The 21,043-nt window shown below is 56.4% G+C and carries 16 protein-coding genes and 1 pseudogene; 4 read left to right on the forward strand and 13 right to left on the reverse strand.

Features of this window, described 5'->3' with window-relative positions; translation table 11 throughout:
• Nucleotides 1-172 precede the first annotated feature (172 nt).
• The 6 genes and pseudogenes from R2A130_RS18965 to R2A130_RS14600 form a co-directional block, all read right to left on the reverse strand.
• Nucleotides 173-1,012: pseudogene (locus R2A130_RS18965) on the reverse strand (trimethylamine methyltransferase family protein); the annotation flags it as partial.
• A gap of 303 nt (nucleotides 1,013-1,315) precedes the next feature.
• Nucleotides 1,316-1,516, reverse strand: a complete 201-nt coding sequence (locus R2A130_RS18840; RefSeq protein WP_009758567.1) for a trimethylamine methyltransferase family protein — start codon at nucleotides 1,514-1,516, stop codon at nucleotides 1,316-1,318.
• 141 nt (nucleotides 1,517-1,657) lie between these two features.
• Complete coding sequence (locus tag R2A130_RS14585) at nucleotides 1,658-2,713, reverse strand: PilZ domain-containing protein (RefSeq protein WP_156798545.1); 1,056 nt, start codon at nucleotides 2,711-2,713, stop codon at nucleotides 1,658-1,660.
• Between the two features lie 108 nt (nucleotides 2,714-2,821).
• Nucleotides 2,822-4,123: a GNAT family N-acetyltransferase gene (locus R2A130_RS14590; RefSeq protein WP_009758570.1), complete on the reverse strand. Its 1,302-nt coding sequence runs from the start codon at nucleotides 4,121-4,123 to the stop codon at nucleotides 2,822-2,824.
• A 3-nt stretch (nucleotides 4,124-4,126) separates the two neighbouring features.
• Nucleotides 4,127-5,557: a lipopolysaccharide biosynthesis protein gene (locus tag R2A130_RS14595; RefSeq protein WP_156798546.1), complete on the reverse strand. Its 1,431-nt coding sequence runs from the start codon at nucleotides 5,555-5,557 to the stop codon at nucleotides 4,127-4,129.
• A 151-nt stretch (nucleotides 5,558-5,708) separates the two neighbouring features.
• Nucleotides 5,709-6,257, reverse strand: coding sequence for a DUF924 family protein (locus R2A130_RS14600; protein ID WP_009758572.1), 549 nt, complete (start codon nucleotides 6,255-6,257; stop codon nucleotides 5,709-5,711).
• Nucleotides 6,258-6,297: 40 nt separating this feature from the next.
• On the opposite strand from R2A130_RS14600, the gene R2A130_RS14605 reads away from it, so the two are divergent.
• Nucleotides 6,298-6,576, forward strand: a complete 279-nt coding sequence (locus tag R2A130_RS14605) for a sulfurtransferase TusA family protein (RefSeq protein ID WP_009758573.1) — start codon at nucleotides 6,298-6,300, stop codon at nucleotides 6,574-6,576.
• A 3-nt stretch (nucleotides 6,577-6,579) separates the two neighbouring features.
• On the opposite strand, the gene R2A130_RS14610 is transcribed toward R2A130_RS14605, so the two are convergent.
• The 6 genes from R2A130_RS14610 to R2A130_RS14635 are packed head-to-tail and all read right to left on the reverse strand — an operon-like array spanning nucleotide 6,580 to nucleotide 13,569.
• Nucleotides 6,580-7,635 carry a GTP-binding protein gene (locus R2A130_RS14610; protein ID WP_040306104.1) on the reverse strand — a complete coding sequence of 352 codons (1,056 nt, stop codon included), beginning with the start codon at nucleotides 7,633-7,635 and terminating at the stop codon, nucleotides 6,580-6,582.
• Entirely contained in the window at nucleotides 7,629-8,861 is a 1,233-nt protein-coding gene (locus tag R2A130_RS14615) for a D-alanyl-D-alanine carboxypeptidase family protein (protein WP_198008762.1), read from the reverse strand. Before R2A130_RS14615 ends, R2A130_RS14610 begins: the two co-directional genes overlap by 7 nt.
• A 32-nt stretch (nucleotides 8,862-8,893) precedes the next feature.
• Entirely contained in the window at nucleotides 8,894-10,006 is a 1,113-nt protein-coding gene (locus R2A130_RS14620) for a glycosyltransferase family 4 protein (RefSeq protein ID WP_009758576.1), read from the reverse strand.
• On the reverse strand, nucleotides 10,003-11,151 hold the full coding sequence (locus R2A130_RS14625; RefSeq protein WP_009758577.1) for a glycosyltransferase family protein: 1,149 nt from the start codon (nucleotides 11,149-11,151) through the stop codon (nucleotides 10,003-10,005). The genes R2A130_RS14620 and R2A130_RS14625 overlap by 4 nt, the downstream gene beginning before the upstream one ends.
• A complete protein-coding gene (locus tag R2A130_RS14630) occupies nucleotides 11,144-12,388 on the reverse strand; it encodes a glycosyltransferase family 4 protein (RefSeq protein WP_009758578.1) in 1,245 nt (414 codons plus the stop codon). Before R2A130_RS14630 ends, R2A130_RS14625 begins: the two co-directional genes overlap by 8 nt.
• On the reverse strand, nucleotides 12,385-13,569 hold the full coding sequence (locus R2A130_RS14635) for a glycosyltransferase family protein (RefSeq protein ID WP_009758579.1): 1,185 nt from the start codon (nucleotides 13,567-13,569) through the stop codon (nucleotides 12,385-12,387). Before R2A130_RS14635 ends, R2A130_RS14630 begins: the two co-directional genes overlap by 4 nt.
• A 299-nt stretch (nucleotides 13,570-13,868) precedes the next feature.
• Between R2A130_RS14635 and R2A130_RS14640 the strand changes: the two genes are divergently transcribed.
• Both R2A130_RS14640 and R2A130_RS17775 read left to right on the forward strand, forming a co-directional pair.
• The gene (locus R2A130_RS14640) at nucleotides 13,869-16,133 is read left to right on the forward strand and encodes a bifunctional diguanylate cyclase/phosphodiesterase (RefSeq protein ID WP_247869281.1); all 2,265 of its coding nucleotides are present in this window, start codon (nucleotides 13,869-13,871) and stop codon (nucleotides 16,131-16,133) included.
• A 289-nt stretch (nucleotides 16,134-16,422) separates the two neighbouring features.
• Complete coding sequence (locus tag R2A130_RS17775) at nucleotides 16,423-17,127, forward strand: hypothetical protein (RefSeq protein ID WP_009758581.1); 705 nt, start codon at nucleotides 16,423-16,425, stop codon at nucleotides 17,125-17,127.
• 151 nt (nucleotides 17,128-17,278) lie between these two features.
• Here the strand turns inward: R2A130_RS17775 and R2A130_RS14650 are convergent, their stop codons facing one another.
• Nucleotides 17,279-19,894, reverse strand: a complete 2,616-nt coding sequence (locus tag R2A130_RS14650) for a TIGR02302 family protein (RefSeq protein WP_009758582.1) — start codon at nucleotides 19,892-19,894, stop codon at nucleotides 17,279-17,281.
• 153 nt (nucleotides 19,895-20,047) lie between these two features.
• Between R2A130_RS14650 and R2A130_RS14655 the strand changes: the two genes are divergently transcribed.
• Nucleotides 20,048-21,037: a tyrosine recombinase XerC gene (locus tag R2A130_RS14655; RefSeq protein ID WP_156798547.1), complete on the forward strand. Its 990-nt coding sequence runs from the start codon at nucleotides 20,048-20,050 to the stop codon at nucleotides 21,035-21,037.
• Nucleotides 21,038-21,043: the final 6 nt, after the last annotated feature.

The following is a 21,043-nucleotide window of genomic DNA, read 5'->3' on the forward strand; positions in this document are numbered from 1 at the left end:
ACCGAATACGACGATATTTTTCACATATATTACAGAATATTAGACTTCCAGTAGGAGTGTGGCGGGGCCACTTGACTGCTTCTTACAACCCTAAAACAACTACCATTACGATGCGCACAACAAAAACGCTCACAGATTGTCGCTTCGCTACTCTGCAGTGAGTTTTGAAAATTCAGAGAATGTCGAAACGTCGGCGTATCGCAGCGTCCTGATCGCTAGATAGATAATCGGGATGATAGTTGGCCAACACGTCCCGCACCCGCTCACGCGCAACAGTCCAGGCATCCTTCGCGCCGTTCTCTGCCAACGTCCTGGATTCCAAACGATCGGCCAGTGATGTGTAGAAATAGTCGCGCTCCATGGCCGCAATCGTATGGCCTACTCCCAGAACAGCTTCGTTGATAGCGTCGAACGCCAAATTGTCGTTGCTCACCTCGATTCCGCTTAACGTGCGGTAAGTGTTTGAGTGCATTTCCTCGTCAAGGAAGAAGGCTTCGAAGCTTGCACCTAAAAGCTATGCAGTCATGCCTGAGCTTTCGTAAATCAAGTTGCCGCCAGCCGACGCAGCGACAAGCGAACTAATTCCTTTCTCAACGCCGTATTGTGCATCGATGGCTTTGACATCAGTCATCGAACACGCCACGCTGGAAGGTAGATCGAGCCAATTCGATAATTGCGCTGATGCGGCGTTTAACAGTGCACTTTCGCCGCTGTCGCCGGAAAATGCGCCGGTCCGCAAGTCGATCACCAACGGCCAATTGGAAAACACCATCGGGTAGCCCGGCGAGATGCCATGCACCATCACCAAACTGGCCAGCGTCTCCGCCAGTGATTGGGCGAGAAATCCGGCCATGATCGCCGGGGCAGTAGCACCTGCCTGCGCCGTTGTAATACAAAACATCGGGATATTGTGCTTGATGCATACGTAGACAACATCACCCGCATACTCGCCGTAGCGCATGCGTGAAATGACGGGGCTTATATGCACCTTCATGAAGGGACGCTTTGAAAAACTCCCCTTCCCCGCCTGCTGCTATATCGAGCATTATAACGACAGGATCGACGTATTCCGCCAGCGTGAACGACGTTGCCGGCGGCTTCGAGTATTGCGCAGCAGCGCGTATGCAGTGTTGACGTCGAGGTCAAAATTATCCGGCACATCGGTCGCCACATAGCAGCGCGTGTATCAGCTAACATTGGCCAACGTGTCCTGCAGAGGCGTCAAGTCATGCAGATCGGCAAGGGTGGACGGACAGTAGAGGCAACTATCCAGGTCACGCGTTTGAACCGCCGCACCGCCGGTGCCTAAATATACCTACTTGCCACCAACTTCAATTGAGCGGCTTTCATCGCGACCATTTAGCGTGAACGACTTGGCCGCTTTTGCAATCGCGTCTTCTACGAGAGAGCGGGGAAAAGTGACCCTTCCTTTGCCGTCGTCTTGAGCGCCAGCTTTGCCGCCCGTTGAATGTAGCGTTGCGCCCGACCACCACTGCGTTTCGACATGCCAAACCATCTCCCGCCAGCCACCACGATGGTGGCCCAAGTATCAGGAGAAGCGTAACCATCCGTCTGCTACATCAGCAACAACATTGCTTGCTTCTGCAGCGCTGGAATCTGCGATGAACTCATCTCAGTTTTGATAGGGTTAGCCGCGTCAACGGCGTCTGATCTTAGTCCGGCTGGCCCCACGCAGGTCCTTCACTGCTCGCTTGGGTAACGGTGTGGTGAACTGTAGGCCGATGTTGCCGCCGCCGCTCCATACGACACGCGCAGGAATTTCGAGATCATCAACCAGAAGCTTGATGCGGGTATCTTTTTCGACCGTCGCAATACACTCCAACTTCGCACCACTACTGCTGAGATCAATGATAAAGGCGATTGTCTCACGCCCTTCAAGCACCATGACCGCTTCCAGCGATAGTTTATAGCGCCGCGCCTTCCGGCTTTCCATTTTGTCGAGAAAAATCAACGCAGGCACTAAACCGAGTGCCAAAACGCCCAAGAAAATCGCGGCTGGCTTCGATCCGGATGTGAAGCCCAGATCGGATGGTTTGTTTTCGGTCGGGCGCGGTTTGGAAATGGTCCGATCATAATTCTGCGCCAAAGCGTAGTCCAGAACGCGAAACCCGCTATCGGCGCGGGCCATATCTTTTTCCGTATTGCAAAGTTGCGAGACCACCACGTCTTCCATGGCCGAAGACGCAAGCCATTGCCTCTTATCCAGACGCGCACCACCACGATACCGCTGCAACAGACTCTGGGTCTCGATAATGAACTTCACCGTTAGCGCAGCCGGAACACTTTCACTCTTCTCAATTTTCAGCTGCTGGAAATATGGCAGCGCCTTCATCGCGACTATGGATGACCGGAGCTCTTCCACCAGATCCGAGACTGAGGATTTACCGATGGTCTGCGATAGAGCTTTGCGATGGGATAGGCTGTCGTAAAACGCAGTTTGAAAGGCACGGCATGCCTGTATCGAATGCTCCTGCGCCATAGCTGAAAAACCGGATGACAGGACTAAAAAACAAGCGAAAAATAATCCAGCAACCGAAACACCACCAAGCGAGTGAGCGGACTGGCGATTAAAAGAACCATACCGTGAAGCGCTAGCATACGCTTGTAAGGAACAGAGAACTCGGCATTTAAGGACGCAATACGACATCCCTTGATAATAGCGCACTGCGTTGCGACGGGTCGCTAACGCCAACACCCCATTATTTGGGTGTCACAGATTATAGGTACGGACACCAGCATCAAGTTTGCGTGGCTAGATAGTCGACCGCAAAGGCAACTATGCTTCAGCAATTGCTTGCCGTCAGCGCAAACCCAGCTTTTGCGCAAACGGGCGGAGCTTGTCTTTGATGTCCGACAAACGTGTGAGCGCCTTGCGGGTGTTCTGCAAATTTGTGGCTGCTTCCGGCGTCAGGGCAACCAACCAATCGGTGATGCCAATACGGTCGCTCCACAATTGCTCGGCCATGCCGTGGCCAGGAACCGCGAGAGAGTCAGCCGCGATGAAATCCGCGCGGGTGAGCCACTCGCCAGTGGCGTACATCATCACCTGTTCGCCCGGAGAGATAGCATGTTGACCTTCATCAAAAGCGATTTTCCACGGCACGTAATAACCACCATGGCCCAACACGATAAGAGCGGCCGCGGGCTTACCATCGACCTCCAACGTAAAAATTTCGCATGAGCCTGTTTGCGCGAGCTTGGCAATAATCTCGCGGGAAAAGGCAGAGATTTTTTTATGATTGTAAAGCGCCGTACCCTTGCGCCCTTTCCAGCTCCGCAGTTCCATGGTCATGAAAGCTTCGAATGCATCCAGTACGTCTTCCAGATCGCGTGCGCATTTGAACTTCAATTCATGGCCATCATCTTCAAAACGACGACGCTTGCGCGCGCTTTCCCGCGTGCGTTTTCTCCCGCAAACGGCGCGGATCATATCATCAGCAGTAGCGTCTTCATCAAACGGTTGGCGCGCCAGCAGTGCAGCTCGCGCATAACTGTCGACTTCACTTGAAGCGAGGCTGAGCGAACGACTTGCGTCACGCAGCAGGGCAAAGCTGTCGCCACCCTCGTCCTGATGACTGAAGTTTATAACCGGCGGCAGGCCGAGCTGCGGATCACCCAGCAGACGCAACAGCATTTCGCACGCTTCGCCAGCGCAATCGGGGTCCATCAGCGGCGTGCCAAGCGGCATGAAAGGGTTCGACAGCACTTTCAACATGCGCTGGCGAGGCACGCCTTGTGTCACGATCTGTAATGGAACGAACAACCGCATCTCGCGGCCTTCACCGGTCGTCTCCCAAACCGCTGCCATCCAGCACCCTTTAGGCGCCAACAGATTGACGAGGCGGGGCCAAGCCGCTTCCAGCACTTTAGGGGCAAAGAAAATATTGTGATCAATCGACCGCAAAGCCAATTTTTCAAGTGGACCCATGATGCGGTCGAGCGACTTTGCAGGCACCAATTCCAGCTCCCACAGATGGCTGGTCAACCCGGTTTGTGAAGCCCGCAACCACGGCATACGCACTTCGCTACGCCGGTCCAAAACGCCACCCAAACCGTCACGTTTACGGCTGGCTTCTTTCATCACGGTTTCAAAAACACTCATTGTTCAGCGTGCCTCCGGTGCAGGTTTTGCCGGATGAAAAAAGACAAAAAGGTGGAGACCCAACCGCCGCATCACGACCGAATATAAAGCCAGGGCCTCGAATATCATCGCTGATGCAGTAGCGATTGCAGCACCCGTGAGGCCATAGAGCGGGATGAAAGCAAGGTTCAAAACGACTGCAACAACGAGCGTGACGCCGTACAGCATCGCGCAAACGTTCTGGTGACCAGACATGCTGAGCAAGGCCTCGCCGGGGCCAACACTTGCACGGGCAACAATGCCAATCGCCAGAATGAACAACAGGTGATAGCCGTCCGCAAAGGCCGGACCGAACAACATCAAGACCGGCTTACCGATAACAATCAGGAACAACGCCATCACCAGCGACGGCCAGAAGGTCCACCGCACTGTATCATGCACGAATGCATCCAGCCGAAGCTTGTCGCCTTCCGTATGATATTGCGAAAAGCGGTGGGCGGAGGCTACCCGAACGGCAAAATAGACAAAATGAATAAGCGCCAACACCTTCACGCAGGCGAAATAGACGCCCACTTCGTCGGGCGACAGCAGCATTCCCGCCATCAGAATATCGACATTGAACAACAGGTTAAAAAACCCGTCGACTAGGAAAATCGGTAGCGCGATCTTGATCCAGAAGCCGGTCTGCATCTTGCGCGAACCAGGCTCGACCACTTTCGACAGTTTACGGCTAAGAACCAGCATCTGAATGAAACCGACCAACCAGACGGCAACGATGGTCGCGCCCATGGCAGTGCTCGCCGTATGCGGGAAACCAGCCGCCAGTGCAGCCGCCATAATCATCAGAATAACCACCGGCCTTGCCAGGAATGTCGGCGAAAGCGCCAGCTTCATCCAGTCATTTGCCCGCGCGATACCATCATGTATGTCGCCCAAAGCGATCATTGGCACGCAGATGAGCGCGAGAAACAGCGGCATCACATGAGCCTGATACATGCTATCGCCGAACAGTGATATCGCGCCCATCCCAAGAAGCGCAATCAGAGTTGCTATGCCAAAAGAATAGACCCGCGAGCCGAATATGACGCCGCGCAGTGCGGACCCATCGCCCGCCGTTCGATATTCCGGAATGAAGCGCAGGATAGCCGTAGACAGTCCGATGCAGGCCAGCGAGCCAATCAACAAGGCTGCGGTCCACACCCAAACAAAAACGCCGAATTCATAGGCACCCAGCCAGCGGGCCATTAACACCTGGCTTAAATAAGCAATGAAGGCCGACGCGATACGGATGGAAAATGCGAACATCGCATTGCGGGCTGAAACGGCTTCCTCGTCGTCACCGCGCCAGATCGCATCGCCCTTACGCAAAGCTTTTTCGTAACGCTCGCCAAGACGGTTTTTCACCGCACCAGGAACGACAAGATCGACAAAATGTGAAGGCACAAATGTGGACACGAAGAAATTTCCGAATTGAAAACCACGCGCAAAAGCACGCACTAAGACCAGACAAGCCTCGCGCAATTCGTTTAAGATTTTAGGCGTTTTGAGGCCCTACCGTGGTGACAGCAGGGCCAACTGGTAACGGGGTTAACAGCTTACCAAGACATCAGCCTTTGAAACCACCACCATCAAGAAACGCCTGTTCCTCAAGGCTAGTTTTGCGCCCAAGACGCACGTTGCGATGGGGAAAGCGACCAAATCTCTCGATGATATCGAGATGCTCTAGCGCCGCTTTGATGTTCCCCTCTTCACCACCGCGCTCCATGTGACGAAGGCAGGCGCGTTGGTCTGCCAACACTTCGCTATGCATGAAAGGCAGGTAGATGAAGTTGCGTAAGTCAGGGTCCATCTCCATATCCAAACCGTCGGCAATGGCCCTTTTCGCCACCGCTAAACCTTGCCGATCAAACGCCCAACCATGTGCCGTTTCGCGAAACAGGTTGCGGGAAAACTGGTCCAGCAACAGCACCAACGCCAGCGCACCCTCTGCCGTGTCCTGCCAGTGATCCAAGGCACCGTTAGCAGCGTGGGAATGACGGCCGAAGAAGCGTTCGCGAATTTCCGCGTCCAGCCCCTCGTCCTTGCTCCACCACTTCTTCGGGCCAGCCTCTTTCCAAAAAGCGATGATGTCAGCGGCGGATGGATCTTGGCTCATGTGTCGTCCGGTCTCTTGCGGCAGGGCATGGGAACAATCTATGCCCAACAGCAGCAAAAGCCAGCCGGATTTCACCATGAGCGACGAAACCATTTTAGATTTGCGCGGCCTGCGCTGCCCCATGCCGGTGCTGAAAACGCGCCAACGCTTACGGAAACTTGCAGCGGGCGACGAGCTTCAGGTTCTGACTGACGATCCGCTAGCAGGTCTAGATATTCCAGCGTTCTGCAACGAGCAGAAACAAGAATTGGTAACCCAGACGAGCGAGGGCGACGACGTAAACCGTTTCACAATCCGCCGCGTCGAAGGCAAGCTGTAAAAGCTAGAGTTTGACGCCAGGCACCGCGAGCGGATTGTCCATCATTGCAGCCCGGTCCGGCATATCGATCTGCGGTTTCCCAGTGAACGCATCAAACAGACGCTGTACGAAGTCTGGTTCGAGATCGCGGGTGATCATCACCAACCGTGTGCGGTGGTCATCATCGGGCCACGCAGGCAATTGCGCGGGCGGGTGAAACACCTGTTGCACTCCGTGGATCACCACGGGTCGATCAGGGTCTTCCTTCAACCGAACGATACCCTTCACCCGCAACAGGTTCGGGCCGTGGGCAGCTTGTAGCAAATCAAGAAAACCGGCCAGCGTAACAGAGTCCACAGCATCGTCAGTTGCCAGCGTAAAAGCACGAATGCGGGCGTCGTGGCGGTTCACATCATGGTGGTGATGATGATGGCCGTCCTTCGCCGCTTCTTCTCCCAACCAGCGCGAAACATCCGCAGTCTTCGTGGCCGGGTTGTAGAGACCACAATCGAAGAGTTCAGCAAAACCGGCGTCTGGCATAACTATGCGAGCAGACGGATTAAGCGCGCGCAGACGGCCTGTAACGTCTTCCGCTTTCGTGAGGTCCGTCTTTGTCACCACCAGCCGATCAGCCATAGCAACCTGTTTCACCGCTTCTTCATGTGCGTCCAACGTGGCTGAACCATTCACAGCATCAACGGTGGTGATAACACCGTCGAGCCTAAGTCGATCTGACAGTACGGGGTGCGCCATAAGCGCGTGCAGCACGGGCGCAGGGTCAGCGAGGCCGGTCGTCTCAATAACGATACGGGCGGGCGCACCACCGTCGCGGTTAAGCAAACGTGTCAGCGTGTCCACGAGGTCGGACCGAATGGTGCAACACAGGCAACCATCGGACAATTCGACGATACCTTCGTCCGACTGTTCCACGAGCAGATGGTCAATCCCAACATCGCCAAATTCGTTGATGATGAACGCGGTGTCCGACAGACCACCCGACTTGATAAGCCGGTTCAGCAATGTCGTTTTTCCGGAACCCAAAAACCCCGTCAATACAGATACCGGAATGGCGTTCACGATGCTGGCCGGAATGTCGGGAGAGCCACCGGACGGTTCGATGCTTCGATAATGTTGGCAATCGGTGCAGCAGTTGGCTCTGGCACTTCCACAGGGGTCACGGGCGCTGCATCAACCGGCGCAACGTTAACCGGAGCGGTACGGATCTCAGCGACAGCAACCGACGTAAAATCAGGACGGAAGCTTGGCAGCGTCACACGGGCGGACGCCAGCGCCGCAGCCTGTCGACCGAGCAATTTCACCACCAGAGGAGAGCCCATCACCTTGCGCTCCTGCAGCCACGGAGAATCGATCACCGCCTGCCCTGCGCCCGGTTCATAGCGGGCAGCACGTGCGGCCTCGGTGCACATCACGCTGCGCATATTGCGTGGACCTGAGGGAACCGCGCCGTTGGGCTTCAATTCTGTAATTGGTGTGCCAGTCGTGGTGGGAAGCCGGAAGCCTTCTTCGATTAATTTCGCTGCGTCCACCGCCCGCGATGTCTGCCCGTCTCTGCCGAGAACAATCGCTGCAATACGACGGCCTGAGCGCGTGGCAGCACCGGCGAAGTTGTAACCGGACGCGCACACAAATCCGGTCTTGAATCCATCCGCCCCGCGAAACCGCTCCAGCAGTAAATTGTAGGAGTAATAAACGCGCTGGATCGTCTTGCCGTTTTTTGTGCGGCTGGGCGCCAGCAGCGAAGGCGTCGACAGCATCGCTTTATATTGCGGATATTGCTTGTGCAGAACCCGCAGCAGGATAGCCATATCCCGCGCAGTGGTGACCTGCCGACGGTCATGCAATCCATGGGGATTGACGAAGTTGGACCCCGTCATGCCGAGACGCGCAGCTTCTGCATTCATGGCCTGCGAAAAGGCCGGCACCGAACCGGAAACTGATTCAGCCAATGCAATCGAAATATCGTTGGCAGATTTGATGAGCAGCAGCTTTAACGCATCTTCCAGCCGCATCGTAGTGCCGCGCGAATAACCCATTTTCGATGGCGGCGCCTTACGCGCATTATCGCTCACAATAACCGGATGGTCCGCCGTCAACCGACCGGACTCGATGGCGCGGAAAGCGACCAGCGCTGTCATCAATTTCGTTAAAGAAGCCGGATGCCACAGGTCGAAAGCCTGCTGCGCAGACAGCACGCGACCAGAATCCAGATCTACAGAAATATGCGGCAAGGCGTGGGCGGGCAAAGCCAGCCAAGCGGTCAGGAAAAAAGCTATGATGGAGCGCATGTGCATATCGTGTTTTGGAGCGATGCCTTTCTTTAAGGCGCAAGTCCAGCAGCGGAAAGGGTCGTTTTGAGGGCGATTGCAGCAGATGTGAGAGAATGTTGCTTTTTCACATGGGCGGGACCATTCGCTGAAAGGCGTTTGCGGCCATAATCATCACGCAGCAAATCGCTAATGACTTTAGCAAAACCGGCAACATCATCAGCTTTGGTCAGCACGCCCGTTTCGCCATTGGCCACAACAAGAGGCGGCCCCATTTCGTCAAACGCCACGACAGGCAGGCCCAGCATTTGCGCTTCGAGATAGACCATGCCGATGGGTTCTTTCCAACCCGGCCAAACGAACAGCGAGGCGCTGGCCATATGCTGCAACACCTCATCATGAGGAATAGCACCGGTGAGTGTGACGCGATTGCCAAAAGGTTCAAAAAGCCCCGCAATATTGTCCCGTTCCGGTCCGTCACCCACCAGCAAACAACGCCAAGGCATGTCGGGCAACATCGTCAAAGCCTGCGCCAAAATCTCGTAATTACGCAATTTCTTACCGGGCCGCATTTGCCCGACCGCCAGCAGAACAGGCGGGTCGGATGAAGCGCGGGACGGCAGGTTCACCGGAACCTCGATAAAAGGAGCGATCATGGTGATGCGTTCGTCGGGAATGCCCAGCGACAGCAGATAGTCAGCATCATCGCGCTTGAAAGCGAGATGCATATCTGCCGCTCGAAGGCCAATCTGGGCTTCCGTCCGCCAGTTCGCCCAAAGGTCGCCACCATTTTCAAACCCCTGCCCTGTTCGTGCAGCTTCAACCGTAATGAGCGGAATATCGAAAGCTTCCGCCACACGCGGGCCGAGCCAATCCGGCGCTTTGCAGTAGGGGTGGTAGGTGATCCATGCAGAAGGGTGTTTGATTGAGGGCCGTTTCTGCCAATCGGCGATAATACGATCCGCTTCCTGCAAAGCATCGGCTTTTCTCGCGGCCAGAATGTCTGCTTCAGGACGCTTGGAATAAGCGATGAAGCGGGAGGCGAGCTCCACATCATAACCAGCAAGCCCAAGCGCTTTCATCAGGTTTGCCGCAATCAAACGATCACCGGACGCGATGGGATGGTCCGGCGGTTTGATGGCCGCGTGAAACGCCAGCCGCGTCATGCCCGTGCAGCCAACCAAAGCTTCACCAACTTTGCGGAATTGGCTGCGCCATCAAAGTCGACGTCGAGGGCAGGCTTCGGCAAGACCAGGGCTTGGATGACAGCATCGCTCAATGCTTTCAGCGTCAATCGCGATTGGGGCAGGGACACAGCAACGCCCGCGCGCTCCAACACTGCCGCCCGAAGAGCTTGTTCTTTCTGACCCGTTGTATCGTGAGGCACGAACACTGCGCGGCTGCGTGATGCCAGAACATCCATCGCGGTGTTGTAACCGCATTGCGAAATCGAGAGGCGCGCCGCGGCCATCTGACCAGCCAAACCATTGATACGCTTAACGATCCGCACGTTTGGTCCTGCCAGTTCGATAAGCTTCGCTATCGCGCCTTCTTTCGCTTCAGATCCGGTTGCGATAAGGAAATTCAGCTCCGGTCGCAGAGCTGCAAGTTGCACGACGACGTCCAGCATCTCTCCTCCGAAAGCACCGCCACCAGCCGTAGCGACTATATCCACTGCTGCGCCCGAAGGTTCGATTTCCAGCAAGTTCGCCGGCACGACGAAGCCTGTATAGCCAAGCATCGGTTCAATCTCACAGGTCAGGGGAAACGTCTCTTCCAACGTCACTAAGGCGGGGTCGCTGTGGACAAGAACTTGGTCATAGCGGGCGTGGAGAACATCAACCGTTTCCTGATCGCGACCCGGTTTTGTGCGTGGCTGTAGAATATCGCGCACCGACGAAGTGACCAATGGCGGTCTCGATTTGGCGGCAAGCGCATCCAGCATCGCGGTCACTTCGTGACGCACCACACGACGGCCAAAGGGGAATGCTTCGGTTAGGACGGCGTCCGGCTGCAACGATGCAATTGCATCAAGCAAAACCGCACAGCGTTTCTCCATCCAGTCATCACCAAGCGCATCACCATTGCCATCCAGCCATTGGCTATAACTCGCATCAGCTGCAGAAATCGGTGGCAAATAGTGAACGCGCGCGTCACCGGGATCGAAGCCCGGAACCGGCTTGCCACCGTAGATGATATCCACATCGAAGCCCGCGTTCAGAAACGCTTTCACTAACCGTTGTGCGCGAAAAACGTGGCCGACGCCAAGCAGGTGAAGGAAATAGAACAGCAGGTGCGGACGGTTAGCCATCAGCGGCGGGGCGGCTATCAGCGCCGAACAATTCGAGCAGCTGGTCTATCTCACGGGCAGCGTCGAATTCACTGCGAACTCTCGTCTCACCCGCCTCCCCCATCAAAGCGCGCAGTGACGGATCGCGAGCAAGGCGCTCGATGGCTTGCGCCAAAGCGCCAACATTATTCGGCGGCACAAGAGCACCGTTCGTTCCGTCCACGATGAGTTCAGGAATGCCAGAAATCGGCGTGGAGATAACCGGCATCCGCTGGCTCTGCGCTTCAACGATGACGTTGGGCAAACCGTCACGATCGCCATCAGCAGCGATCCGGCATGGCAAAATAAACATATCGCTATCGCGGTAGGCGGCCAGCACGTCGGCCTGCGCCTGTGCGCCTGCAAAGTGGCACTTGTGGGCAATGCCAAGTCGTTCCGCCTGCGCTTTTAACTCCGCCAATAGCGGGCCACCAGCAATGTGAGTCCACCGCCAATGCAGCTTGGCAGGCAATTGCGCCAACGCATCAAGCAGCGTGTCGAGCCCCTTCTTTTCCACCGCACGACCAACGCTCAACAAGCGCACGGGGTCCGAAGCATCCGAACCATCACGGGTGGAAGACGGCTGGTCGTTTGGCGCAAAGCGCGACAGATCGAGGCCGTGATAGACGAGATGAACATTTTCGCCAGCAGCCAAGCCACGAAGGTGAGACGCGCCACCTCCGGTGCAGGTGACTGTCCAGCGGGCATCATCAAGTTTTTCAGAAAGCTCCCAGTCAGGCGACGTCCAGATGTCTTTCGCATGAGCCGAAATAGAGAACGACAGGCCCCGCATGGTTGAGGCGTAACGTGTCACCGAACCGGGCGTGTGGATGAAATGGCCGTAGAACCAACCGGCATCTTCTGTAATTTCAACAGCGGCAACCATGGCCTGCACGAAACGGCGCACGCGGTTACGGGTAAAGTCACGGCGGAGGTCTTTCAGCCAAATGTTGCGGGCCTGCCGGTAACCGGGCAATCGCCTCGCCTTCAACCAACCGGCCAAACACCGCTTCCATTCATCGTGCACATATTCGGGCAGATAAAGCACCGGCGCTGTGATTTCGTGATGAACGGGGTGACGCTTGGTGTCTGTCGGGTGTCGCAGAGACACCAACTGCAACTTCAGTCCCGCCTTTTGCAGATTGAGAATTTCCTGCGCTATGAAGGTTTCCGAAAGACGCGGATAACCCTTCAAGAAAATGACCAACGTACCGTTCATGCGCCAGCGCCAGACAACAACAATTCCACACGGTCACAGACGGCATCGAGACCGCCGAGGTCAATTTCACCAGCAGCTTGAGACGGCGCAGCCGCTTGCGGCAAAGCATGCAGTGCCCGAACCATCTGGTTAACGTCTTGCGCCGTATCGGCATCGATAACCTGTGTCAGGCCAAGCTCGGCAGAACGGTTGGCACGGATCAGTTGTTCTTGACGCGGGTGAGTGCGCGGCACGAAAAGCGTCGGCTTATCGAACGACAGAATTTCACAAAACGTGTTGTAGCCGCACATGCCCACCACCGCTGACACGCGCTCTAAAATAGCTTCCATCGTGTTGTCGAAATCCAGCACTTCGACTTGGGAAAGCTTTGCTGCTCGTGCGTGAATTTCGTCGCGCTGTTCTGCCGCCATGAAGGGGCCGCAGACCAGCAACATCGGTGTGGTCAGGCTGGGGTCGTGTTCGCAGGCGGCCAACACCATTGCCATAATATCTGCGCCGTCCCCACCACCACCGGCCGTGACGAGGATCGTTCCCGGCGCAATATGCAACGGCAGGGCTTTTTCGGTCGCAGGCATATCGCGCTCCAGAAAGCCGGTATAGGTCAGACGATCGGTCACACTTTGCGGCACATCAAGGCCCGTCAGCGGATTGTAAAAATCTGCAGGGCCGTAAATCCAGATATCGTCATAGAGCGCGGCGATCTTGTCCATCACCTCTTTCTTGCGCCATTCCTCTTCCAGCAAATGTGGCGCGTCCATTACGTCACGTAAGCCAAGCACAGTTTTGCAGCCGCGCTCGCGCAACATTTCCAATGTGCTTTCGATTTCACCCTTCAATCCCATCGGCTCCTTATCGACGATAAAGATGTCAGGATCGAAGAGCTTGGCCGTCTTACGGATCAGGCTTTCCCGCATGGCGAGAGTGTCGGCAATGTCGATGTGGTCAGAAACCGAGGTGTACTCACCGGAGTACAGCTTGATGACACTGGGAACTTTCACAAAATCCACCCGCGCTTTGAAGTCAAAGGCACCGGCGATCTGTGAGCCGGAAAGAATAAGGATATTCAGACCCTTGAAGCGATCCACGAGCGCATGAGCAATAGCCCGACTGCGGCGCAAATGGCCGAGTCCAAACGTGTCATGGCTGTACATGAGAATGCGGGCGTCATCGAGCCGTTTCATCGGAGGGAACCGCCGCGCGTTGCAGTGTCGTCGTAGAGCCGGAGACTAGCGGAGAGCCCGAAAAGCCTCAAGCCGTTGTGTGACAAATGAAATTTGTAATCAATTGTAACAAGTGAACGGGATTTTTACGATCTCCGGGCATGTTACCAACAAGCCTGCCCAAAAGGGGTCGGTGAAATTGGGTGTAGCCAGGGCGCGGGACTATCCATATGCAGCAAGGGGTCAGAACCGAAAGGATTGATAAACAAGCGATTTACCGCACATTTGTGCGCGCTGTTTTTCAGGACTATCGGTTGAACATGGTCGGAGTACCGGCAACAGCGCTTGCTGTTATGCTGACCGCTTACGCCGCTAAATCTCCGGCACTTTATGCCGTGGCCGCCATGATGTTCGTCATAGGCTTGGGCCGCTACATCATGGGCAAACGCTTTGAAGCGGCCCAGGAAAAGCTTGGTCGCAACACCTGGGCCTATAGGCGCTGGGAACTTCATCACACGCTTCTGGCCACATTTTACGCTTTGATGTTCGGTGCATGGTGCGCAGTGGCAACATATACCGGCAATCAATTCGCCCTGTTCACCGCATTCACTGTGACATTCGCCAACCTTATAGGCGTGAGCGGGCGAGCATTTCCGATTAAGCGCTTGGTGAATGGACAGGCCATTGCGGCAAGTGTGCCGCTGATTGCCTGCTTGGTATGGATTGGAGGCATGTATGCTTGGCTGGCCATACTCCTAACACCATATCTCATAAGCGTAATGCTTCTGGCACAGCGCCAGCGCGGCAATTTGTTGGAAAACGTCATCCAGCGCCAAACAGCGCAAGCCCTTGCCAGCCGCATCCATACAGCATTGGAAAATATCCCGCAGGGCATGTGCATGTTCGATGCCGATGGAACCACGCAGGTGGTGAACGAACAAATCGCGCGCTTCGTGGGCATGTCTCAGGACGACCTGCTGGGCAAGCCGCTGCCGGAACTTGCTCTGCGCTTTCAGAGTGCCTTCAATCTCGACCGAGAAACATTCGACCGTTACGACCAGTGGATGGCGTCCGGTGAACGATCCAGTTTCTCAGCCACCTTCACGCTGGAACGCAAGGGCACCTGCACTGTTCGCTTCAAATCCGTTCGCTTGGAAAATGGCGGCATCGTCATCACCATGGACGATGTAACTGATGAGGTGCGCGCTGCCCGCCAGATCGATTACATGAAGCGCTTTGATACCCTCACCGGCCTGATGAACCGCAACGAGGTGCCAAATCATATTACAGCAGAACTAAACCATGCAATTGCCGGCCAGCAGGTTGCGGTGATGGTGTTCAACATCGACCGCTTCAAGGAATTGAACGATTTGCACGGCATGCGCATTGGCGACGATCTGGTCTGCGCCTTTGCAGAAAAACTGGAACAAATCGTGGGGCCACGAGGCAATTGCGCCCGTTTTGGTGGAGACGAATTCGTCGTCGTTTTGCGCGCTCCGCGGTGCGCCGACCTTGCTCGCCACGTCGCAGATCTGGTGAGCGAAGCGACGGACATGCCCTGGATAGTTGGCCCTACAAAGCAAAAACTTGATGTAGGCACATCGATCGGCATCGCGGTGTCGGATGAGGAAAATCACCGCAAGCCCAGCTATTGCGACGCTTTGCTGACAGAGGCTGCGGTTGCCATGGCAGTTGCACGACGCAGCGCAAGCAGCAATTGGCAGATTTTCAACCAACAGATGCGTCAGGATATGGAGCAGCAACACAAGCTTCAAGAAGACCTGCGCTCTGCACTTGATAACGGCGAGCTTGAGCCCTTTTTCCAACCCCTTGTTTCCACAGTCACCGGGCAAGTGACCACTTGCGAAGCCCTGTTGCGTTGGCGCCGTGCCAATGGCGATCTGGTGCCACCTGGCATCTTCATCCCGGTTGCAGAAGAGATGGGGCTGATTAGCTCAATCGGCGATTTCATCATTCATGAAAGCTGCAAAATTTGCGCAACGTGGCCGGACAACATTCGTGTTGCGGTCAATCTATCACCGCTACAATTCCACAACGGCAAACTGCTAAGGGTTGTAGATGAGGCACTGATCAAGTCCGGCCTCGCAGCCGACCGGCTAGAGCTGGAGATCACCGAAAGCCTGATGCTCAATGATGTCGAAGCGACCATCTCCGTGCTGCAGTCGCTTAAAGACCGAGGCGTCCGCATCTCACTTGATGATTTTGGCACGGGCTATTCCAGCCTCAGCTACATGAACCAACTGCCGTTGGACAAAGTGAAGATCGACCGCTCCTTTGTGGTCAATCTTCAGACGGACGAACGGTCGGTATCCATGGTTCAAGCAGTCACGTCACTGTCGCAAAAACTCGGCCTCAAGGTCGTGGTTGAAGGTATCGAAACGGACGAACAGCTGGCTCTACTGTTGGCGAAAGCGCCGGTCGATGAAATTCAAGGCTACCATTTCTCAAGACCACAAGATGCATCAGCTGTTGCGCGCCAACTTGTATCCGGATCCGCAGACCGTGCAGAAATGATGCGGATGATGAGAACAGCGAAGAGCAACAGCAAGCTTATCGCAGCCTGACTGCGGCCTGTTAACCTCATTTTAAGTAAATTTTAAGGATAACCCGCCACAGCCTTTACCGCCGCTCAGACACAGTTAATAATTCCTTATCGGGGAAACCCGGTCAGTTGATCACGACGGAAGCACAGTCGTGGTCGCAAGGGCGAACTGTTATCCGGAGCTTCAAGCGATGTATCATCCAGACTCGAATTCCCCCCCCTTAATCAAGAGGGTCGAACCTGACGGGAATGTAAGGCTATCACTGGCCCAGCGCATCGCAGCGCTGGATCACCGGATTGAATATCGCCGGATGAAAGACATCGAAGACCGCAACGCCGTGCTTGAATTGCGCAAACGCGCCTACGGTCGTCATAACGGAGACACCAACGCCTTCGTCGAAAATTTCATGGATTCTCCCGACGAGCAGAACGCAGTCACCATTGGGCTATTTCTTGATCGCGTGTTGGTTGGAGCCTGCAAAGTATCGATCATCAATTCCGCCTATCCGCAAAGCCAATGGGGCGAATTCTTCCCCAACGAAATGAAGCGATTATTGAGCAGTGGCAAGACACTGATCGACCCTGCCCGTCTGGTGGCAGACCTCGAAGTCGCAGACCGTTGCCCGGAGCTGCCATTCCTTATGATGCGCATTCCGGTGGCTGCCTGTCAGCATTTCCCGGCTGACGAATGTCTGTCCATTGTGCGCCGCTCCCACGCGCCATTCTACCGTCGTATGTTTCGCGCCAAGCCACTGGCCCCACCGAAACTTTACGAACCGTTGGACGTGGAACTGGTTATCGCCACCTGCACTATTCGCGAAGTCTGGGATGAAGTGCTGACGCGCAACCCGTTCTGGCGTGTTCATCCCATAGAACTTCGGGAAATGTTCGGCCCGGTCTCCGACATGCCAGCTTTCGCTGATTTCGACAAAACCGTGCCAAACGTTAGCCTCATCGAGAATGCCGCTCCCAAACTGGCCATGAATGATAGGCCGCTCAGCCAGAAATCTGCCTGATAGATCAATCCAGCGTTCCACTAACGGGTCGGTTGTGAAGCTGTTTTCAGGCCACTTTCCAAACAGGCGATATCAAAAGCGTTCAACTGTGCTTCCCATAAGGGCTCGGGCACCCATTTGATCCACGAGTTTTATGCCAGCATCATAAAGCTCAGCGCGTCGGTAACAGCCGGTCGAGATAGTCCAGTTCAAGGCTCGGACGGAACTGTTCGCCGAGGCGTTCGCGGATAGCTTCCAGAATTTCGCGCGCGCGTTGGGCGTCTATCTCGTCAGGCACCTGCGTTTCATCACCAAGTTGCGGGCCGCGGCTACGGCTTTGGCGACCAAGCGGATCGCGCTCGCCGCGTGTTTGTTCACCGTGCTGACCGCGTTCACCGCGACGGCCTTGTTCGCCAGCCTGATTTTGCATGTTCTGCATCATCTGCTGCGCGCCTTCGCGCATTGCTTGTAGCGCCCGGCCCTGCTGGCCGGTGGCCTTACCGGTTTCACCTTGGCCAAGCTCGCCTTCAGCCTGACCCATAGCTTCACCGGCCTCGCCCAGCTTACCAGGGTCGAGGCCCTGCTCGCGCAGCGCCTGCATTGTTTCATCCATCTGCTTCTGCAACTCGCCTTGGCGTTTTTGCAATTCCTTCAAAGCCTCGGCCAACTCCTCAGCCGTCATGGGCTGCTGGCCTTCGCCTTGTTGTTGCTGGCCTTGCTGTTGGCCTTGTTGCTGCTGCTGACCTTGCTGTTGATTTTGCTGGCCCTGCTGTTGTTGCTGCTGCTGGCGCTGCATCTGAAATGTTTCGTCCATCAACTGCTGCTGCTGGCGCATCATGTCTGACAGCTTGTTCATCTGCTCGCTGAACTCGTCCTGCCCCTGTTGCTGCTGCTGTTGGGGCTGCGCGGTCTGCATGTTGTTCATCATGCGTTGCAACTCTTCCAGCAGTTGCCGTGCTGCATCCTTGGAGCCGGACTTCGCCAGATCTTCGATCTGCTGCATCATGCGCTCGATATCCTGCTGGCGCATAACCTGCGTGTTCGGGTCCATCGGCATGGCTTGCTGGTTCTGCTGCTGGCGCTGCATCTGCTCGGCCATCTGCTGCATGAATTCCGACATGGCTTGGCGAAGCTCATCCATCAGCCGTTCGATTTCTTCATCCGACGCACCATTTTCCAGCGCTTCGGCCAACCGCTCCTGCGCGTCCCGCAACCGGCGTTCAGCGGCAGACAAATCACCATCTTCTACTTTCAGCGCGATCTCCCACAGCAGGTCCATCGCATCACGAAGCTGTTTGTCGCCTTCTTCGATGTCGTCAAACCGGGCGCGAGCGATCATTTTCTGCGCAACACGCAGGCTGGTGTAAACGCCCACATCCGGCAGGAAAATGTCAGGCCGCGTATCGGTAATGATACCCAACATGCGGGCAACACGGCGCGATGTGTTGGCGTCCAGCGCGAGGCGGCGACGCTCAAAGACGATAGCTTGAGCCAGCGGTTTGATGAAGACACGTTCCGGCAATGTCATACGAACGGCATCGCTAACCCCTAGCTGACCGGCCTGATCCGTGGCTTCCAATGTCAGTTCGATTTCGGCACCCGCCCAGGCATGTGCGGTCAGGTCTTTGCTAATCTTGGCAACACCTTCTTTGGCGTTGCGACGCGGCAGGCCGAGCGCGATTTCGGGCGCTTCCACCAGCGGGCGCGGCTTGCGACCGGCGGTCATTTGTTCCGGCGGCAATGCCTGTTCGACTATGGCACGGGCAGACGCGATGCCGTAATCATCACCCACACGGTAGTTCAGTTCCAGCGCACCACGGGTGGCCGTGGCCGGTTCGCCCTCAAACGCAATCGTCGGGTTTTCATCTGCGATGACCGTGAATTGCCAGCGGGCAGCAAGCGCCTCACCGGATTTCAGCTCGACAGCGCCCTCGCGTTCGACGGTGGTTTTATAAGTCGTGCTGGCAGCATCTTTAGCGTCGGTTTCGCCGTCAGCATCGAGCAACACACCGCCAACGGTTACACTCGGCTGGTCGATACCCAACACACGGATGACCAACTCGCTGCCTTCCGGCACGGAAACGGCAAGGCGTCCATCGTCGCTGGAACCGCCTCGGGTCAACGTGATCGGGGGACGGTTTGTATAAGCAGGCGGTGTTACCCAGGCATCGATGCGACCGGTATCGACTTCCGCCACGACGACGTGGCTGCGGAAGGCGTCGCCCATGCGGTTGCCCCACTGGCCCCACCCTGCAGCAGCGCCCATGAACAACAGCAAAATAGCAACCGCGCGCAGCGCGTAGGGGTCGCGCGCGGAAACCTGCGGGTCCGGCTTACCGGAGCGCAGCGGCCCTAATTGCGATGCGGCACGGCGACGATGCTCCGCCCACAAAGCGCGGGTGAATGTGTCATCTTCTGCGCCCATATCGGCCTGCTTGTCGGCCTGTGCCGTAACGGGCCGGTGTTGAAACGCGGAGGCACGTTCGATGCGGGCATCGACTTCGGTAGCGGTTGGAAGAACGCGCAAACCGCGAAGGGGAAGCAATGCCCAGACGGCAGCGGCGGCAAAAGCAGCAAGACCCAGATAACGGACGGTGTCGGAGACGCGCGGCCAAAGCCCGAACAGCGAGGCCGCAACAAACAGCGCAACAACCATGGCGAACGGCATTAAAACCGGCCAAAGCCGCTCCCACACCAATGCAGAGCGCGCAGCCTGACGGGCGCGTTGGAGGCGGCTCTTATCGACGACCTTGTTGCGGTCGCCATCTATGTGGGGCGCATCGATCATCCCACCACTCTATCAGCAAATGCGGCGTTGGCGAGATGCTTGCAGCGCTCCTGCGGTCAACTGCCGCGACTTACCGTCCATCACGATCACAACGTGGTGAAATGAGCGACGCAAATGCACGAAATATCAAGACTGACGCAGCAGTTTGGCACCATGAACACCGTCGATTCCACCGCCCTAAAGCAGCCGGACCTTCTGGTCTGTGCCGCCTCCTGCCAACAGAAAGCCCGCGAGCGCTGGCTGCGCTGGATGGAAACCGAACGCCGCATGGCAGCGCGCACGATGGAAGCCTACGACCGCGACCTTCAACAGTTCTGCCTGTTCCTGACCGACTATCATGGCCGCCCCGCCAAGGTGAAAGACTTTGCAGACCTTCGCCCCATATCACTGCGCGCCTATCTCGCCCAACGCCGTAACACCGGTGCGGGGCCACGCACCTTGGCGCGTGGGCTGGCGGGCATCGGATCTTTTATTCGCCATCTGGAGCGACAAGGCTTGGCATCATCTGCGGGCATCACAGCCATGCGCGCGCCACGCCAGCCGCGTACTCTGCCCAAGCCGGTGCGCGCTGACCAAGCCCTGCGTTTAACGGAAACTAGCGAGCAGCTTCACGAAGAGCCATGGATCGCGGCCCGCGATGCGGCACTCATGACACTTCTTTACGGCTGCGGATTGCGGCTTGGCGAAGCGTTGGGTCTCACGCCGTTTGATCTCGGCATCACCAACATGGCCGCACCCACTGTCACCACCGATACACTCCGCATCACCGGCAAGGGCGGCAAAACACGGCTGGTGCCTCTGCTGCCCGTGGTGGGCGAAGCAATCGCAAGCTACCTGCGCCTTTGCCCGCACGTTATCGAAGCCGACGCCCCGATCTTTCGCGGCATGCGCGGCGGGCCGGTGCAACCGGCGGTATTCCAGCGGGCCATGGCGCGGATGCGCGGTGCGCTCGGCCTGCCATCCACAGCAACGCCACACGCGCTTCGCCATTCCTTCGCCACGCATCTGTTGGGTAATGGCGGTGACTTGCGAACCATCCAGGAATTATTGGGCCATGCCAGCCTGTCCACCACGCAAAAATACACCGCCGTGGACACCGAAAGCCTGATGGCCAGTTGGGCCGCCGCTCACCCACGCGCGTAAACCTCT

This window comes from Ahrensia sp. R2A130, from assembly GCF_000179775.1.
Lineage (GTDB): Bacteria > Pseudomonadota > Alphaproteobacteria > Rhizobiales > Rhizobiaceae > Pseudahrensia.

Bases quoted from the DNA above. Each gene is read 5' to 3' on its own strand.
- R2A130_RS18840 (WP_009758567.1), bottom strand. From the start codon at position 1,516: ATGGTTTGGCATGTCGAAACGCAGTGGTGGTCGGGCGCAACGCTACAT.
- R2A130_RS14590 (WP_009758570.1), bottom strand. From the start codon at position 4,123: ATGAGTGTTTTTGAAACCGTGATGAAAGAAGCCAGCCGTAAACGTGAC.
- R2A130_RS14600 (WP_009758572.1), bottom strand. From the start codon at position 6,257: ATGAGCCAAGATCCATCCGCCGCTGACATCATCGCTTTTTGGAAAGAG.
- R2A130_RS14605 (WP_009758573.1), top strand. From the start codon at position 6,298: ATGCCCAACAGCAGCAAAAGCCAGCCGGATTTCACCATGAGCGACGAA.
- R2A130_RS14615 (WP_198008762.1), bottom strand. From the start codon at position 8,861: ATGCGCTCCATCATAGCTTTTTTCCTGACCGCTTGGCTGGCTTTGCCC.
- R2A130_RS14620 (WP_009758576.1), bottom strand. From the start codon at position 10,006: ATGACGCGGCTGGCGTTTCACGCGGCCATCAAACCGCCGGACCATCCC.
- R2A130_RS14625 (WP_009758577.1), bottom strand. From the start codon at position 11,151: ATGGCTAACCGTCCGCACCTGCTGTTCTATTTCCTTCACCTGCTTGGC.
- R2A130_RS14630 (WP_009758578.1), bottom strand. From the start codon at position 12,388: ATGAACGGTACGTTGGTCATTTTCTTGAAGGGTTATCCGCGTCTTTCG.
- R2A130_RS14635 (WP_009758579.1), bottom strand. From the start codon at position 13,569: ATGAAACGGCTCGATGACGCCCGCATTCTCATGTACAGCCATGACACG.
- R2A130_RS14640 (WP_247869281.1), top strand. From the start codon at position 13,869: ATGGTCGGAGTACCGGCAACAGCGCTTGCTGTTATGCTGACCGCTTAC.
- R2A130_RS17775 (WP_009758581.1), top strand. From the start codon at position 16,423: ATGAAAGACATCGAAGACCGCAACGCCGTGCTTGAATTGCGCAAACGC.
- R2A130_RS14650 (WP_009758582.1), bottom strand. From the start codon at position 19,894: ATGATCGATGCGCCCCACATAGATGGCGACCGCAACAAGGTCGTCGAT.
- R2A130_RS14655 (WP_156798547.1), top strand. From the start codon at position 20,048: ATGAACACCGTCGATTCCACCGCCCTAAAGCAGCCGGACCTTCTGGTC.